Annotated in this window: 15 protein-coding genes; 11 read left to right on the forward strand and 4 right to left on the reverse strand. The window is 29.2% G+C overall.

The window, feature by feature from the left end; translation table 11 throughout:
• The first annotated feature begins 17 nt into the window (after window positions 1–17).
• The 3 genes from CP960_RS04575 (at window position 18) to CP960_RS04585 (ending at window position 3,667) form a co-directional block, all read left to right on the forward strand.
• A complete protein-coding gene (locus CP960_RS04575; protein WP_101184172.1) occupies window positions 18–1,211 on the forward strand; it encodes an acetate kinase in 1,194 nt (397 codons plus the stop codon).
• 226 nt (window positions 1,212–1,437) lie between these two features.
• On the forward strand, window positions 1,438–2,436 hold the full coding sequence (gene pta, locus CP960_RS04580; protein WP_101184173.1) for a phosphate acetyltransferase: 999 nt from the start codon (window positions 1,438–1,440) through the stop codon (window positions 2,434–2,436).
• A 28-nt stretch (window positions 2,437–2,464) separates the two neighbouring features.
• On the forward strand, window positions 2,465–3,667 hold the full coding sequence (locus CP960_RS04585; protein WP_101184174.1) for an acetate/propionate family kinase: 1,203 nt from the start codon (window positions 2,465–2,467) through the stop codon (window positions 3,665–3,667).
• Window positions 3,668–3,738: 71 nt separating this feature from the next.
• Here CP960_RS04585 and sppA read toward each other — a convergent pair whose 3' ends face one another.
• Genes sppA through aroQ form a run of 3 tightly spaced genes read right to left on the reverse strand, consistent with a single transcriptional unit; the run spans window position 3,739 to window position 6,318 of the window.
• Window positions 3,739–4,623 (reverse strand): signal peptide peptidase SppA, encoded by an 885-nt coding sequence (gene sppA, locus CP960_RS04590; RefSeq protein ID WP_101184175.1) that lies wholly within the window; start codon window positions 4,621–4,623, stop codon window positions 3,739–3,741.
• The gene (gene mqnF, locus CP960_RS04595; protein ID WP_101184176.1) at window positions 4,616–5,839 is read right to left on the reverse strand and encodes an aminofutalosine deaminase family hydrolase; all 1,224 of its coding nucleotides are present in this window, start codon (window positions 5,837–5,839) and stop codon (window positions 4,616–4,618) included. Before mqnF ends, sppA begins: the two co-directional genes overlap by 8 nt.
• Before the next feature lie 5 nt (window positions 5,840–5,844).
• The gene (gene aroQ, locus CP960_RS04600) at window positions 5,845–6,318 is read right to left on the reverse strand and encodes a type II 3-dehydroquinate dehydratase (RefSeq protein ID WP_101184178.1); all 474 of its coding nucleotides are present in this window, start codon (window positions 6,316–6,318) and stop codon (window positions 5,845–5,847) included.
• 66 nt (window positions 6,319–6,384) lie between these two features.
• Here aroQ and CP960_RS04605 point away from each other — a divergent pair, with 66 nt between their 5' ends.
• From CP960_RS04605 to lepA, 7 genes are all read left to right on the forward strand, one after another.
• On the forward strand, window positions 6,385–7,410 hold the full coding sequence (locus CP960_RS04605; protein WP_101184180.1) for a M24 family metallopeptidase: 1,026 nt from the start codon (window positions 6,385–6,387) through the stop codon (window positions 7,408–7,410).
• Window positions 7,411–7,492: 82 nt separating this feature from the next.
• Window positions 7,493–7,999 (forward strand): 2-amino-4-hydroxy-6-hydroxymethyldihydropteridine diphosphokinase, encoded by a 507-nt coding sequence (gene folK / locus CP960_RS04610; protein ID WP_101184182.1) that lies wholly within the window; start codon window positions 7,493–7,495, stop codon window positions 7,997–7,999.
• Window positions 8,000–8,027: 28 nt separating this feature from the next.
• Window positions 8,028–9,161 carry a tRNA 2-thiouridine(34) synthase MnmA gene (mnmA, locus tag CP960_RS04615; RefSeq protein WP_101184184.1) on the forward strand — a complete coding sequence of 378 codons (1,134 nt, stop codon included), beginning with the start codon at window positions 8,028–8,030 and terminating at the stop codon, window positions 9,159–9,161.
• A 239-nt stretch (window positions 9,162–9,400) separates the two neighbouring features.
• Window positions 9,401–10,435 (forward strand): tRNA 2-thiouridine(34) synthase MnmA, encoded by a 1,035-nt coding sequence (gene mnmA / locus CP960_RS04620; RefSeq protein ID WP_101184186.1) that lies wholly within the window; start codon window positions 9,401–9,403, stop codon window positions 10,433–10,435.
• 420 nt (window positions 10,436–10,855) lie between these two features.
• On the forward strand, window positions 10,856–11,788 hold the full coding sequence (locus tag CP960_RS04625; RefSeq protein WP_101184188.1) for a ribose-phosphate pyrophosphokinase: 933 nt from the start codon (window positions 10,856–10,858) through the stop codon (window positions 11,786–11,788).
• Between the two features lie 75 nt (window positions 11,789–11,863).
• Window positions 11,864–12,895: an OmpA family protein gene (locus CP960_RS04630; protein ID WP_101184189.1), complete on the forward strand. Its 1,032-nt coding sequence runs from the start codon at window positions 11,864–11,866 to the stop codon at window positions 12,893–12,895.
• Between the two features lie 123 nt (window positions 12,896–13,018).
• The gene (gene lepA / locus CP960_RS04635) at window positions 13,019–14,806 is read left to right on the forward strand and encodes a translation elongation factor 4 (protein WP_101184191.1); all 1,788 of its coding nucleotides are present in this window, start codon (window positions 13,019–13,021) and stop codon (window positions 14,804–14,806) included.
• 44 nt (window positions 14,807–14,850) lie between these two features.
• On the opposite strand, the gene CP960_RS04640 is transcribed toward lepA, so the two are convergent.
• Window positions 14,851–15,402: a YceI family protein gene (locus CP960_RS04640; protein ID WP_101184192.1), complete on the reverse strand. Its 552-nt coding sequence runs from the start codon at window positions 15,400–15,402 to the stop codon at window positions 14,851–14,853.
• Between the two features lie 98 nt (window positions 15,403–15,500).
• Here CP960_RS04640 and CP960_RS04645 point away from each other — a divergent pair, with 98 nt between their 5' ends.
• Window positions 15,501–16,073, forward strand: coding sequence for a ComF family protein (locus tag CP960_RS04645; RefSeq protein ID WP_101184194.1), 573 nt, complete (start codon window positions 15,501–15,503; stop codon window positions 16,071–16,073).
• Window positions 16,074–16,093: the final 20 nt, after the last annotated feature.

Here is a 16,093-nt window from a genome sequence, read left to right on the forward strand (position 1 = left end):
CAAGAAAGGTATTATGTATGTTAGTTTTAATTTTAAATGCTGGGAGCTCATCACTTAAATTCCAACTTATGAATCATGCTACTCACGATGTTTTTGCATCAGGGGTTGCAGAAAGAATTGGAATTGATGGAAGACTAGTAGTTGAATCAAATGGAACTAAAACTAAAAAAGAAGTAGAACTTCCTACACATAAAGAGGCAATAGAATTAGTTTTAGAGTCATTAGTAACAAAGCCTAATAAAGTTATAGATTCAGTAGAAAAAGATATAGACGCGATTGGGCATAGAGTTGTTCATGGAGGAGAATATTTTTCTAAATCTGTAATTGTAGATGAGAATGTTATTACAAAATTAGAAAGGCTTATTCCTTTAGCACCTTTACATAATCCTGCTCATATTATGGGAATAAAGATATGTAGAGAATTAATGCCAGAAAAACCAAATGTCGCAGTATTTGATACAGCTTTTCATCAAACGATGCAAGAGAGTAGCTATATGTATGCTGTACCATATGAAGACTACAAAGAGTATGGATTAAGGAAATATGGTTTTCATGGAACTTCACATCATTATGTTTCCCATGAAGCTAGTAAATTACTAAATAACAAAGATGCTAAAGTGGTGGTTTGTCATTTAGGTAATGGTTCATCTATTTGTGCTGTAAAAGGTGGAAAGTCAGTTGAAACATCAATGGGGCTTACTCCATTAGAAGGTTTAGTAATGGGTACAAGAAGTGGTGACCTTGACCCTGCTGTAATATCTTTTTTAATGGATAAAAAACAAATGACTGCACAAGAAGTAGTTGATTATTTAAATAAAAAGTCTGGTTTACTGGGTGTTTCTGGAATTAGCTCAGATTTAAGAGAGATAATTGATGCTAGCGAAAAAGGCGATGAAAGAGCTACTTTAGCTATTGATATTAAATGTAATAGAATCAAAAAGTATATTTGTGCATATGCTGGTATACTTGGTGGTTTAGATGCAATTTGTTTCACTGCGGGTGTGGGAGAAAATGCAAGTTTAATTAGAGAAAAAGTTTGTACTGGATTAGACTTCTTAGGTTTAGAGTTAGATAAACAAAGAAATAACAAAAAACAATCAGGTAAAAGAGAGATAAATACTGAAACTTCAAAAGGAAAAATCTTTGTTATTCCTACAAATGAAGAGTATGTTATTGCAAACGATACTTATAATTTAGTAAAAGATTTATAAAATAACTATCTCAGCAAGAATAGCTTTATTTTTGCTGAGAAAATTATAATTTTTTCTAATCTTCCAATCCCACACAAAATTTATACTTTTTAGGTAACCATGTACAGAAATTATACAATTGTATTTTAAATGTATAGATTTTTTTTTCAAATGCTACGCTATTGCTATTTTAATGCTACACTCTTCCTTTATAATTTTCTATGAATCATAAATAAAGGATATATAAATGAGTCTAATAAATAGTATTAAAAATAATGCTAGAGAAAAGCTTAGAACTATTGTTCTTCCTGAATCAGAAGATGAAAGAGTTTTACAAGCTGCACAACAAGTTTTAGAAGATAAAACTGCAAATATTATCCTAATAGGTAATGAAGAGACTATAAAAGCAGATGCACAAAAGTGTAATGCCAATATAGATGGTGCAAAGATTATTGATCCTAAAAACTTTGAAAATATAGATACTTATATTAATGAATTAGTAGAATTAAGAAAAGCTAAGGGATTAACAAAAGAGGAAGCTACGCAAATCATGACAACAGAACCAAGATTTTTCGGTTGTATGATGGTAAGACTTAAAGATGCTGATGGTTTAGTAGCTGGTTCAAACTCGCCTACTGCTGATGTTTTAAGAGCTGCTATTCAAGTTATTAAAACTGCTCCTGGGATAAATACTGTCTCTTCTACTTTTGTAATGGAAACAAAAGATGGACAGTTTGGAGATAATGGATTAATTCTTTTTGCAGACTGTGCTGTTTTACCAGACCCAAATGCAGAACAGTTAGCTGATATTGCTGCAAGTACAGCTGCTACTGCTAAAAATGTTGTGGGATTAGACCCAAAAGTTGCAATGCTTTCTTTTTCTACAATGGGAAGTGCAAAGCATCCACTTGTATCTAAAGTTCAAGATGCAGTATCGATTTTAAAAGAAAGAAATGTTGATTTTAAATTTGATGGAGAGATGCAAGCAGATGCAGCTATTATACCTTCAATTGGTGCTAAAAAAGCTCCACAAAGTAGTGTTGCAGGAAATGCAAATGTATTAGTATTCCCTGATTTACAATCTGGAAACATTGGATACAAACTTGTTCAAAGGTTTGCAAATGCATCAGCTCATGGACCAATTGTTCAAGGTTTAGCAAAGCCTGTAAATGACCTTTCTAGAGGTTGTTCTGTTGATGATATTGCAAATTTAGTTGCAATTACTGCTACACAAGTAGAAGATTAAAAATAAAATATATGAGGGAGAGAGATATATGAATGTATTTATTTTAAACGCGGGAAGTTCATCATTAAAATATCAGTTAATGAACCCAGTAACAAAAAATGTTTTAGCTGTTGGTATTTGTGAAAGAATTGGAATTGATGGTGTATTAAAACATGAATTTGGAGATGGGCAAGAATTAAAAATTGATGTTTCAATGCCTACACATAAAGAGGCTATTGAACTAGTTTTAAGAACATTAACTGATGGTGAAGGTAAAGTAATAGATTCTATTGATGATATTGAAGCTATTGGACACAGAGCAGTTCATGGTGGAGAAGAGTTTGCTTCTTCTGTTATGGTTACAGAAAAAGTTATTGAAACTATGAAAAAACTAATTCCACTTGCTCCTTTACATAATCCAGCAAATATTATGGGAATGGAAATTTGTCAAGAGCTAATGCCAGGAAAACCAAATGTAGCTGTATTTGATACTGCATTTCATCAAACTATGCCTGATTATGCGTATATGTATGCTTTACCATATGACCAATATACAAAACATGGAATTAGAAAATATGGTTTCCATGGAACTTCTCACTTCTTTGTTTCTAATGAAGCAAGAGGAATGTTAGATAAAAAACATAATACTAGAATTATTGTATGTCACTTAGGTAATGGTTCTTCAGTAAGTGCTGTATTAAATGGCAAATGTATTGACACTTCAATGGGGCTTACTCCTGTTCAAGGTCTTATGATGGGAACAAGAGCCGGTGATGTTGGTGCAGGTGCAATCTCATTTATGATGAGTCAAGAGGGAATGACTATAAATGAAACACTTGATTTAATGAATAAAAAATCTGGTATTTTAGGTATCTCTGGAAAATCATCAGACTTAAGAGAAGTTCTTGATGGAATGCAAGAAGGTGATGATAGATGTAGATTAGCAGTTGATATGGTTGCTTATAACATTAAAAAATATGTAGGTTCATATGTTGCAGCACTTGATGGTGTAGATGCTCTATGTTTTACAGGTGGAATTGGGGAGAATTCTGCTTTAATTAGAGAAATTGTTTGTGCTGGACTTGATGGAATGGGATTAAATATTGACCCAACTAAAAATAATAAAAGATCAAATAAAGCAAGAGATATTGCAACTAATAGCTCTGCTGCTAGAATCTTTGTTATTCCAACAAATGAAGAGTATGTTATTGCAAGTGATACATACAAAATCGTTTCTGGACTTGAAAAATAAAACAAATATACTTCACAAAAAAAGGGGGAAAGTAAAATACTTTCCCCCTTTTTTAATAGTTTTATAAATGGTTAATAGGCTTTTAATCCATCCATAAATTTAATAGAAAAATTAGTGACTGCTTCGTTTATTACTCTATCAATAAATTTATCAAATTTATCTTGTTTTTTCCAAATTGGATTTGAAACTTCTGATAGTTTTATAATCTCATCTTGTGCAAAAGATAGTGTAGCCACCTCATCAACTAATTTAACAGCTTTAGCTTGTCTTGCTGTAAAAATATGAGCATCCGCAAACTCTTTATGATTTGCTTTTTTAAGCCCTCTTGCATTACTTACATCTGTTATAAATATATCATATGTATCGTTTATAACTTTTTCAAGCTCTTCTTTTTCATACTTTTCCCAAGTTCTTGTAGGAGTTCCTGCTTCTTTGTATTTACCACTTTTAATAGTTTGTGTTTTAATACCAACTTTTTGCATTAACTCTTGTACATTTGCTCCTTGGAAAATCACTCCAATAGAACCTACCATACTACCAGGATTTGCAATAATTTTATTAGCCCAAATTGAAGCATAATAACTTCCACTTGCCATAACTCCACTGGCATATGCAACAACAGGCTTTTTATCTTTTAACTCTTTAATAGCATAAGCAATTTCAACAGAAGGAGCAACAGCACCTCCTGGTGAGTTTACAACAAAAAGAACACCTTTTATATTGTCATCTTTTTTTGCTTGATTAATCTGTTCTAAAACTTTTGATGAATCCATAATTGGACCACTTAATTCAATTTTTTGTAAATTTGGACTTTGCATATTACTCATTGTTGCATCATTTGAATCAAATACAACAAAATACATAATTGTTAAAAAAACAACTGTTTTAAAGTATTTAGTAATAAAGTCTAATATAGCAATTATAGGCGAAAACATAAACCTAAAAAAATTACGCATCAACTCCTCCTATTATTGTTCTTTTTACATACTTTGTATGTAAAATTATATGAGTTGCAATATCTTCTTTATGCTTAATTGCATCAGGAAGTTTTATCGCAATTATATCTGAATCTTTATTTTTTGCTAAAACACCTTTATTTAAGCCCAATGCTTTAGCTGCATTATTAGTCGCAGCTTTTAAAATCTTTTTAGCAAAACTATTTATTTCAAACTCAGTATGCATCATCAATACATTTCTTAATTCATCAAACATAGATAATGAGTTATTTGAACTTAAGCCATCAGTTCCTATAGCAAAATCTATTCCATCAAGTCTTGATAAATCAAGTTTTGTGTTATTTAAAATTCTATTTGAAGTAACACAGTGGTTTATAGTTGCATTTAACTCTTTTATTTTATTTAAATCATTATCACTTGCTTCAACACAATGAGTAAATGAAAGGCTATTTAATCCATTAAACTGTTCTAAAAATCTCATAGGTTTTGTAACAGCTTTTTCTTCACCTAAAAAGTTTTTAAAAAACTCTAAAAATCCACCTTCATCTTTATGTAACCAATCATACTCTTCAATTGATTCTAAAAAATGTGCACTTACAGGAAGATTCTCTTGTTTTGCTATATTTAGTGTTTCTCTTACTAAAAATGGATGTACAGAATAAGGTGAATGAATAGCAATAGCTGGAAAAAACTTTTCACTTTTATTATCTTTAGATTTTTGAAGTCTGGCTTTAAAGTCAGTAAATAAAGTATCTATCATATCAGCTTTACTTCCAATTACTTCATTAAAAAATACTGTATTTATAGGTGAGTTTAAACAAGCTTCTAATTCAAATCCATACGAAGAGATTGCACCAATTGTAGTAGTACCACTCTTTTTCATTTTATCCAGTTTTTTAGTAATTAATTTTGTTGTAGCTTTTTGAATTAGTTCATCTCTTGAACCAATAACAGAATTTAGCCATAACATAAAATTACCATACTTTAATGTTGTAGTATTAGAACTAAACTCTAAATGAACATGAGTATTTATAAGTCCTGGCATTAAAACACTATTATCTTCTAATTTTTGGATTTCTTGATTTGGATATTTTTTTGAGATATTTTCTAATGTATCAATCTCATCTATTTTTTTATCATAAACAATAGCACCATCTTCTATGATACTATTGTTTTCATCGCAAGTAACTATCCACTTTGCAGCTATTATTTTCATAATAATTATTGTTCACTAGCGTCGTTTGCTTCTTGAACTGCTTTTACTTCTGAAATAATTTGCATTAAAGAGATTAATGCTAAATGATATCCAAATGGACCAAATCCAGAAATAACACCAGTTGATGCACCAGCTGTTACTGATTTTTGTCTAAACTCTTCTCTTTTATAAATATTTGAAATGTGTACTTCTACTACTGGTAAATTTACTGCACTTAGTGCATCTTTAATTGCAATTGAAGTATGAGAATATGCTGCTGGATTTATAATAATTCCATCAACCTCACCTAAAGACTCTTGGATTCTATCAACAATCTCACCTTCTAAGTTTGATTGGAAAAACTCTAATTCTACATTATTTTGTTGTGCACTAGCTTTCATTTGCTCGTGAATTTGCTCTAAAGTCATAGGACCATAAATATGCTGTTCTCTTACACCTAACATATTTAAATTTGGTCCTTGAATTACTGCAATTTTCATATTATATTTCCTTTTATAAAATTTTGATAAGATTATATTAAAATTTACGTTAATGAAAGATGAGTTATGAAGAATTATATATTAAGAGATGAAAATGCAGTCTATTACGAATGCGGGTTTTCATGCGACAATGTGATATTTATAAGTCTAGGAAGTGAAAAGTTTTTTCTAACAGATGCTAGATATGTACTTGAAGCAAAAGAGTATGCGTATGATTGCACAGTAATTGAATCAAGAGATTTGTTACAAACTGCAAAAGAGCTTTTAAAAGATAGCAAAATTAAAAAGCTAACTTTTGACCCAAATGATTTTACTTTTTATAGTTATTCACAACTTGTAAAAGATTTAGATATAGAGTTTATAGAGGAATTAAACTTTTCAAAACTTAAAAGAATCATTAAAACAGATGATGAAATTGCTATTTTAAGTAAAGCTGCAAAATTAGGAAGAGAAGGTTTTAAAAGTTTAGCTAAATATATTAGAAAAAATGGATATAAACAAAAAGAGCAATTTCTATTTTTTAAAGCATTTGAAAAAATGAGTCAAACAGGAAAATATGACTTAAGTTTTGAACCAATAGTTGCAATAAATGAAAATGCAGCAAAGCCACACGCACTTCCTACAAAAAAGAGATTAAGATTAAATGATTTACTTTTAGTAGATGCTGGAATAAAATATAAAAGGTACTGTTCTGATAGGACTTGTACTTCACATGTAGATTTTGAAACATTTAACTTTAAAAGAGAACAGAAATTTAAAAATAAAAAACATCAAAAAATCTATGATTTAGTATATAAAGCTCAACTAACTGCAATTAAAAATGCAAAATCTGGAATGAAAGCTTCTCAAATAGATGCTTTAGCAAGAGATATTATTACAAAAGCTGGATATGGAAAATATTTTGTTCATAGTACTGGTCATGGTGTAGGTCTTGATATTCATGAATTTCCAATGATTACTTCAAAATCAGACACTATAATTGAAGATAATATGGTTTTTACTATTGAACCTGGAATATACCTTCCAAACGAATTTGGTGTTAGAATTGAAGATACCGTTGCTATGATAGATGGAAAAGCAGTAGTTTTATAAAGCTAATTTTAGTCAAGTATATAATTATTTTTTATAAAAATTTTAACTTGACTAAATCACTTAACTTTACTTTAGGAGAAAAATGCAAAAAAAAATAAATGATGATTTAACACTGTATTTTACCAATAACTTTCCATTTGTTTCAAAGTTTAAATCGGACAAAAAATATCATGTAACAATAGGAATTGGGGGAAATATAGGTAATGTAAAAAAAAGATTTGATAAGTTATTGTTATATTTAAAAGCTGATACTAGATTTGATATAATTATGACAAGTCCTTTACTTTTAAATCCACCATTTGGTTTTTTGGAACAAAATAACTTTTTAAATGGTATAATTGTTCTTAAAACTAATCTAGCAGCTAATGAATTTTTAAAAAATATGCAAAGGTTAGAGAAAAGATTGGGAAGAAAGCGATCCTTTCAAGATGCGCCTAGAACCTTGGATATTGATATTATTTTTTTTGATAACAAAACAATTAATACAAAAAAACTTATTGTTCCTCACAAAGACTGGGCAAACAGAGAATCAGTGATTATTCCTTTAAAATATATGAAAATAAATAGAGCAACTTGTTGTTCACTTTAGAATTTAGTTCTAAAAAATTATTAAATACATGTTTCTTTTAAAAGAAACTTTTTTAAGGAAAAAAATGAAAAAAAAAGTAGTTGTAGGAATGTCTGGTGGTGTTGATTCATCAGTTACAGCTTTACTGTTAAAAAAGCAAGGATATGAAGTACAAGGCCTATTTATGCGTAATTGGGAGTATGGAATCAAAGGTAGCCAATGCCCTAATCGTATAGAGTTTGAAGATGCTAAAAAAGTAGGAGAACTAATAGGTATTGAAGTTAAGGGGAAAGATTTTGTTCAAGAGTATAAAACTAAAGTATTTGATGTATTCTTAGAAGGCTTAAAAAAAGGTCTTACCCCAAATCCAGATATATTATGTAACCGTGAGATTAAGTTTAATGTATTTTTAAATGAAGCAAAAAAAATGGGTGCAGATTTTATAGCAACTGGACACTATGCTAAAATAGCTAAATATAAAGACCACTTTGTTCTTGATACTCCAAAGGACAACTCTAAAGACCAAAGCTATTTCTTACATGCACTTTCAAGTGAACAGTTATCACAAGCTATGTTTCCCCTTGCTGATTTAACAAAATCAGAAGTTAGAGAAATAGCAAAAGAGCATAACTTACCAGTTAGTAATAAAAAAGATAGTACAGGTATTTGTTTTATTGGAAATCAAAGATTCGATGAGTTTATTACACAACATTTAAAAGCAATTCCTGGTGATATTATTGATGAAAATGGGAATATAATAGGTAAGCATAAGGGTCTTATTTGTTATACATTAGGACAAAGAAAAGGTATTGGTATTGGAGGTATTAAACAAACTCAATTAGATAACAATATTCATAAACCTTGGTATGTAGCTAAAAAAGATATAAGAAATAATACTTTAACAATCGTACAAGATACAAATCATCCTTTACTTATGAGTAAAAATGTCGAAGCTAGTCATATGCATTGGGTACTTGAAGTTGCTCCAAAAGTTGGAGATAAACTTATGGCACAAATTCGTTATCGTCAAAAAAAGCAAGCTTGCACAGTAACACAAGTTGATAATGATAAAGTAGTTGTTGAATTTGATAAACCTCAAAGAGCTGTAACTTTAGGACAAAGTCTTGTTTTATATGATGGTAATTACTGCTTAGGTGGTGGATTTATAAGCAATTACAATTAATATGCTATAATCTTAGTTTTAAAATCTTTGCAAGATTAATTTTATTAAATTCATGTAAAGATTAAAACTTATGTATGGAAGAAAGCTATCCTTTCAAGATACGCCTAAACCAAAATTAAATATCTCAATTAATTATGAATAAAAGAGGTTTTAACCCTTATAAAATTAGGCACCTAAGAATCAGTGATTATTCCTTTATTAAATTATAGTTTCAAAATAGAAGTTTTTAAAGGTAAAATATGAAAAAAGTTATGGTTGGAATGAGTGGTGGAATTGATTCATCAGTTACAGCTTATATGTTAAAAAAACAGGGCTATGAAGTAGAAGGTGTTTATCTCAAACTTCACAATAGAACAGATGGATACCATGAATCAAATATCAAACATATACAAAATGTTACAAATTTTCTTGGTATAAAATACCATGTTTTAGATATTGCTGATGATTTTACAAAAGAAGTATATGATTATTTTGTTAACTCTTATTTAGAAGGAACTACACCTAATCCATGTGTTAAGTGCAATAGACAAATAAAATTTGGAAAAATGTTAGAGTTTGCTAAAGAGCATAAAGCTTCATACTTAGCAACAGGTCACTATGCAAAAACTGATGGTGAGTTTATTTATGAAGCAGAAGATAAATCAAAAGACCAAAGCTATTTTCTTTCACAAGTTGAAAAAGAAGCCTTACCATATATGATGTTTCCTATGAGTAATTATAAAAAAGAAGATATTGTTAAACTTGGTGAGAAATTAGATAATGTATATAAAAAAATTGCCCAAAAAAATGAATCTCAAGAGATTTGTTTTGTTGATACAGTTTACACTGATGTTGTAAAAAGACATGCAAATATTGATATACCTGGAAAAGTACTTGATGAGAAAGGAAATGAAATAGGTACACATAAAGGTTATATGCACTATACAATTGGTAAAAGAAGAGGATTTAGAGTTCATGGTGCACAAGAACCACACTTTGTAAAATCTTTAAATCCAAAAAATAATACTATTGTTGTTGGGAAAAAAGAGTCTTTAGAAGTAAATAGTGTAGAAGCAAATAATTTAAATATGTATATTGATACTACTAATTTTAAGTGCGGTGTAAAATTAAGATATCGAAGTGTACTACTTCCTTGTGAAGTAACTATTAAAAATGATATTGCACATATCAAACTTGATAAATCTGCATTTGGTGTTGCAGCTGGTCAGCTAGCAGTATTTTATCTGGATGAAAAAGTCATAGGAAGTGGTTGGATTACTAAAACTTCTAAATAACAAAATAGAGTCTAAGAGAGTAGGAGGAGAGACTCTCTTAAACTATTGCTTTTAAAAGCTCTTGTTAACAAAATGACTAGATATACAAATGTATATATAATCTTTTTAGGTGCTGTACACTTTAGCACTTTTTATTACATTGATTAATGTAATACCAACTTTTAGTAAGTTCTGCACTCTTACAAAAAGTAACTAATTTTAAACCTCGTGTGTGCAAATAGATACTTTAAATCTATTTGTCTTTTTGTTTTTAGAAAACATTAAAATTATAACACTTAAATATCTCTTTTTTTATATTTTTACTGTATAATTTTTATTCATTTTTATTATATACTTTTTATTTCTTTACATATAAATTCAATATAAGTACTATTTAGATAAAATCGCAATAATAAATACTCAACACAAGGAAAGAAAATAATGTCATGTTTTAAACTTTTTAGTGGTTCTGCTAATCCTGAATTTGCCAAAAAGGTTGGAGAATATCTAAATGAGCCAATTGGTGAAGCTAAATTGAATAAATTTAGTGATGGAGAAATCTCTGTTCAAGTTACTGAAAGTGTAAGAGGACAAGATGTATTCATTATCCAACCAACATGTGCTCCTACAAATGATAATCTAATGGAACTATTAATTATGATTGATGCATTAAAAAGATCAAGTGCAAAATCAATCTCTGCTGTAATCCCATATTATGGTTATGCAAGGCAAGATAGAAAAGCTGCTCCAAGAGTTCCAATTTCGGCTAAATTAGTTGCTGACTTATTAGAAAAAGCTGGTATTCACAGAGTGATTACTATTGACTTACACGCTGCTCAGATTCAAGGTTTTTTTAATGTTCCAGTAGATAACTTATTTGGTTCAATTATGTTTGTTGACTATATTAGATCTAAAAAATTAGCAAACCCTATTATTGCTAGTCCAGATATTGGTGGAGTTGCAAGAGCTAGAAGTTATGCTAATAAATTAGATTATGATTTAGTAATTGTAGATAAAAAAAGAGAAAAAGCAAATGTTGCAGAAGTTATGAATATCATTGGTGATGTAAATGGTAAAGATGTAATTTTAGTTGATGATATGGTTGATACGGCTGGAACATTAGTTAAGGCTGCAGAAGTTCTTAAGAAAAGAGGAGCAACATCTGTAATGGCTTGTTGTACTCATGGTGTATTAAGTGGTCCTGCTTATGAAAGAATTGAAAATGGTGTTTTAGATGAATTAGTGATTTCTGATACAATTCCTGCAAAACAAAAATCTGAAAAAATTACAGTTTTAACGGCTTCTGGTATTATAGGAGAGACGATTAAAAGAATTCACAATAATGAGTCAGTTAACTCAATTTTCAAGTATTAAATTAGTTTTGTTATTTAAAACATTTAACAAAAGGTTTTAGATATATTAAATAAAACATAAAAACAAGGAAAATTTATGAAAAAGGTACTATTATCAACAGTATTATGTGCAAGTTTAATGTTTGCAGCAGATAGTTCTTACAAATATGAAATAACTCCATTAGTAGGTGGTGTTGTAACTGAAGGGAATACTGACCTTGATAGCCACTATGGAGTTGGTGGTTTAAGTTTAGGATTTAACCTTGATGAGAGTATGTTTGACCAAATTGAATTAGGTTTCTTAAGAAGTTTAGGTGATGTAGATTATGATAAAGGTGGAGATACTTCTATTTCAAGAATCTTTACAAATGTTATAAAAAATTATGAACTTACAAATAATACATCATTATATGCTTTAGTAGGTGCAGGTGTTGAAGTTTTTGGACATGAAGCATATGATAATGAAAGTGGTGTATTTGGAAACTATGGTGTTGGGTTAAGATATAATATAAGTGATGATTTGATATTTAAAACAGATGTAAGACATCTAATTGAAACAGACCATGGCGATAATAATTTACTTTATACTTTTGGGCTAGCTATTCCATTTGGAAAAAAAGCGACAAATGTAACAAAACAAGAGCCAGTTAAACAAGAAGTTAAACCAGAACCTGTTAAACAAGTTGAGCCTAAAAAAGTAGTTCTTGATACTGATGGAGATGGTGTAATTGATTCAAAAGATGAGTGTGCAAATACACCAAAAGGTGATTTTGTAGATGAAAAAGGTTGTTCATTAAAAACTGATTTAAATATTAATTTTGCTTTTGATAGTTCAAAAATTAATAATTCATATGAATCAAAAATCAAAAAATTTGCAGAGTTTATGAAGGCTTTCCCTTCAACAAAAGCAAAAATTGAAGCACATACAGACTCAATTGGTACAGAAAAGTATAATCAAAAACTTTCTGAAAGAAGAGCTGCTTCTACAGTTGAAGCACTTAAAGCTTATAAAATTGATGCCAAAAGATTAAAATGGCATGGATATGGAGAATCAAAACCTCTTGCAACTAATGCTACAAAAGAGGGAAGAGCTAAAAATAGAAGAGTTGAAGCTACAATAGTAAAATAATATTTTACTAAAAATTTAAAAGATAGGAAAAACTCCTATCTTTTAACAACTACAATAACTTAATAACTACATAACATTATTTTAGATATAATCGCGTAAAATATAATAAAATAGGATACTACTTTGCAAAAAAACATTAGAAATTTTAGTATTATTGCACATATTGATCATGGAAAATCAACATTAGCAGATAGAATTATTCAAGAGTGTGGAGCAGTTTCAAATAGAGAACTTTCAGCACAAATGATGGATACTATGGATATTGAGCAAGAAAGAGGAATTACTATTAAAGCTCAAAGTGTTAGATTAAACTATGAAAAAGATGGACAAAAGTATATTCTTAACCTAATAGACACTCCAGGTCACGTTGACTTTTCATATGAAGTTAGTAGAAGTTTAGCTTCTTCTGAAGGAGCTTTACTTATTGTTGATTCAACTCAAGGGGTTGAAGCACAAACAATTGCAAATGTTTATATTGCACTTGAAAATGATTTAGAATTACTTCCAGTAGTAAATAAAATCGACCTACCTTCAGCAGACCCTGATAGAGTTTTAGAAGAGACAGAAGAGGCAATTGGGTTAGATTGTACTGAACATAATTTAATTAGTGCTAAAACTGGTTTAGGAGTAAAAGAGCTAATTGATTCAATTGTACAAAGAGTTCCAGCACCAAACGGAGATGAAAATGCTCCAACTAAAGCTTTAATCTATGACTCATGGTTTGATAACTACCTTGGAGCATTAGCACTTGTAAGAGTTTATGATGGAAGTATAAAAAAAGGTCAAGTTCTTAAGATGATGAATACAAAAGTTGAACATCCAGTACTTGATTTAATGTATCCTCATCCAATAAAAAGAGAAAAAACAAAAGAGATTAAAACAGGAGAGATTGGAATTGTTGTACTAGGATTAAAAACACTAGATGGAATTGCTGTTGGGGATACAATGACTGATGCAAAAAATCCAACACAAAAACCAATTGGTGGATTTGAACCTGCAAAACCATTTGTATTTGCTGGACTTTATCCAATAGAAACAGATAAGTTTGAAGATTTAAGAGAGGCTCTTGTAAAGCTTCAATTAAATGACTCTTCAATCTCTTTTGAACCTGAAAGTTCAGCAGCACTTGGAAGTGGTTTTAGGACAGGTTTTCTTGGTATGCTTCATATGGAAGTTATAAAAGAGAGACTTGAAAGAGAGTTTGGCTTAGATTTAATTGCAACAGCACCAACTGTTGTATATGAAGTAGAAAAAAAAGATGGTGAAAGAATTGAGATTCAAAACCCTTCTGAATTACCTGAACCAAACTATATAGAAACAATTTATGAACCATATGTAAAAGCTACAATTTTAGTTCCAGATGAGTTTTTAGGAAATGTAATTAAGCTTTTAAATGAAAAAAGAGGAATTCAAATCAAAATGGATTACTTAGGGAAAAGGGTTTTATTAGAGTATGATATTCCTATGAATGAAATAGTAATGGATTTTTATGATAAATTAAAATCAACTACTAAAGGTTATGCATCATTTGATTATGAGCCTATAGGATTTAGACCAGGTGAACTTAAAAAACTTGATATTAGAGTTGCTGGTGATATTGTTGATGCTCTTTCAATTATTGTTCCGGAAGATAAAGCTGTTTCAAGGGGAAGAGAGTTCATTAAAGCACTTAAAGAGTTAATTCCAAGACAGCTATTTGAAGTTGCAGTTCAAGCAAGTATTGGTACTACAATTATTGCAAGAGAGACTGTAAAATCAATGGGTAAAAATGTTACTGCAAAATGTTATGGTGGGGATATTACAAGAAAAAGAAAACTATTAGAGAAACAAAAAGCTGGTAAAAAAAGAATGAAAGCTATTGGTAAAGTAAATGTACCACAAGAAGCTTTTATGGCTGTACTTAAAATATAATAAATCTTTAATATTAACAAGCAGTATAAATACTGCTTGTTATACTACTTTTTAAAAGGTAATTCAAAAGATATAGTCACTTCTGAAAATGTTTTTCCTTTATGTAAATCAAAACACTCTTTAGCAAACTTTGAAAATGATTCACTCATACTATAATCTAAAATATCAATCACACCAGTTGCAATTACTTTTTTATCTTCTACGTGATATTTCATAGGTACTTGTTTTAGAACTTTATTCATTTCTAAATCCAATAAGATTATATTTTTTTCTAAATTAACCTCTTTTATTGAAGCTACAACTTTTTGTGAACTTTTTAAAGAAAAAAGTGTATTTATCATACTTTTATTTCTAACTTCTAAACCAGACTCTAAACTTAAAGAGTCTATTTTAACTTTAGCACTTTTTAAAAACTTTACAAAATCTTCACTTTTTTTTATCTGCAAATCAATTTTTTTAAATGTACCTGATACACCAATTTTTTCTTCTGTTTTATAGCCTGTCCACCCTACTTTTAAATTACCATTTAACTCATATGCATTTAAGCCTATTGATGCAAATAAAAAAATGATTCCAATAATTAGTCTATTTTTCATAACAACTCCTTTCTTTTCATCTTATATAATTTAATATTTAATTAAGATAATATTAATAAATTAACTACTTTTTTAAATAACTTATAATATTATTTTATATGCGTTGTATATCATGTGAAAAACTATCATTTGAAATTATTTGTAAAAGTTGTCAAAAAAAATATTTACAGCCCTCTTTGCATAAAAGAGAGATTGAACAAGACTTTTTTAATTACTCATTTTATGCATTAAGTGATATAGAAGAGCTAATAAACTCCAAATACTATTTTTATGGAGATAGAGTATTTAATATTTTAGCAAAACTATCTTTTCAAACATTTGCTAAAAATTTTAATTTTAAAGAAAATATTTATGCAATCCCAATTGATGACCATACAAGGCGTGAATTTTCTCATACTGCAATTCTTGTAAAGTATCTAAACTCAAAATACATAAGACCTAAAACAAACTGTTTAAAAGCAAAAAATAGAGTAAAATATGCAGGTAAAGATTTAAAATTTAGGCAAAATAATCCAAGGAATTTCAAACTATCAAATTTATATAATAAAACAACAATTTTATGTGATGATTTAATCACTACAGGTGCTACAATATTAGAAGGTAAAAAAGTTTTAGAGAAAAAAAAGAATAATGTTCTTTTTTCTTTAACCCTAGCTGATGCAAAAATTTAGTATAATCATTTTATTTAGAG

Source organism: Malaciobacter halophilus (assembly GCF_002837275.1).
In the GTDB taxonomy this organism is placed as follows: Bacteria; Campylobacterota; Campylobacteria; order Campylobacterales; family Arcobacteraceae; genus Malaciobacter; species Malaciobacter halophilus.

Coding starts and splice junctions, on each gene's coding strand:
- CP960_RS04575 (WP_101184172.1), top strand. CDS start 18: ATGTTAGTTTTAATTTTAAATGCTGGGAGCTCATCACTTAAATTCCAA.
- mnmA (WP_101184184.1), top strand. CDS start 8,028: ATGTTTCTTTTAAAAGAAACTTTTTTAAGGAAAAAAATGAAAAAAAAA.
- CP960_RS04645 (WP_101184194.1), top strand. CDS start 15,501: ATGCGTTGTATATCATGTGAAAAACTATCATTTGAAATTATTTGTAAA.
- aroQ (WP_101184178.1), bottom strand. CDS start 6,318: ATGAAAATTGCAGTAATTCAAGGACCAAATTTAAATATGTTAGGTGTA.
- CP960_RS04585 (WP_101184174.1), top strand. CDS start 2,465: ATGAATGTATTTATTTTAAACGCGGGAAGTTCATCATTAAAATATCAG.
- CP960_RS04640 (WP_101184192.1), bottom strand. CDS start 15,402: ATGAAAAATAGACTAATTATTGGAATCATTTTTTTATTTGCATCAATA.
- sppA (WP_101184175.1), bottom strand. CDS start 4,623: ATGCGTAATTTTTTTAGGTTTATGTTTTCGCCTATAATTGCTATATTA.
- CP960_RS04625 (WP_101184188.1), top strand. CDS start 10,856: ATGTCATGTTTTAAACTTTTTAGTGGTTCTGCTAATCCTGAATTTGCC.
- pta (WP_101184173.1), top strand. CDS start 1,438: ATGAGTCTAATAAATAGTATTAAAAATAATGCTAGAGAAAAGCTTAGA.
- folK (WP_101184182.1), top strand. CDS start 7,493: ATGCAAAAAAAAATAAATGATGATTTAACACTGTATTTTACCAATAAC.
- CP960_RS04630 (WP_101184189.1), top strand. CDS start 11,864: ATGAAAAAGGTACTATTATCAACAGTATTATGTGCAAGTTTAATGTTT.
- mnmA (WP_101184186.1), top strand. CDS start 9,401: ATGAAAAAAGTTATGGTTGGAATGAGTGGTGGAATTGATTCATCAGTT.
- mqnF (WP_101184176.1), bottom strand. CDS start 5,839: ATGAAAATAATAGCTGCAAAGTGGATAGTTACTTGCGATGAAAACAAT.
- CP960_RS04605 (WP_101184180.1), top strand. CDS start 6,385: ATGAAGAATTATATATTAAGAGATGAAAATGCAGTCTATTACGAATGC.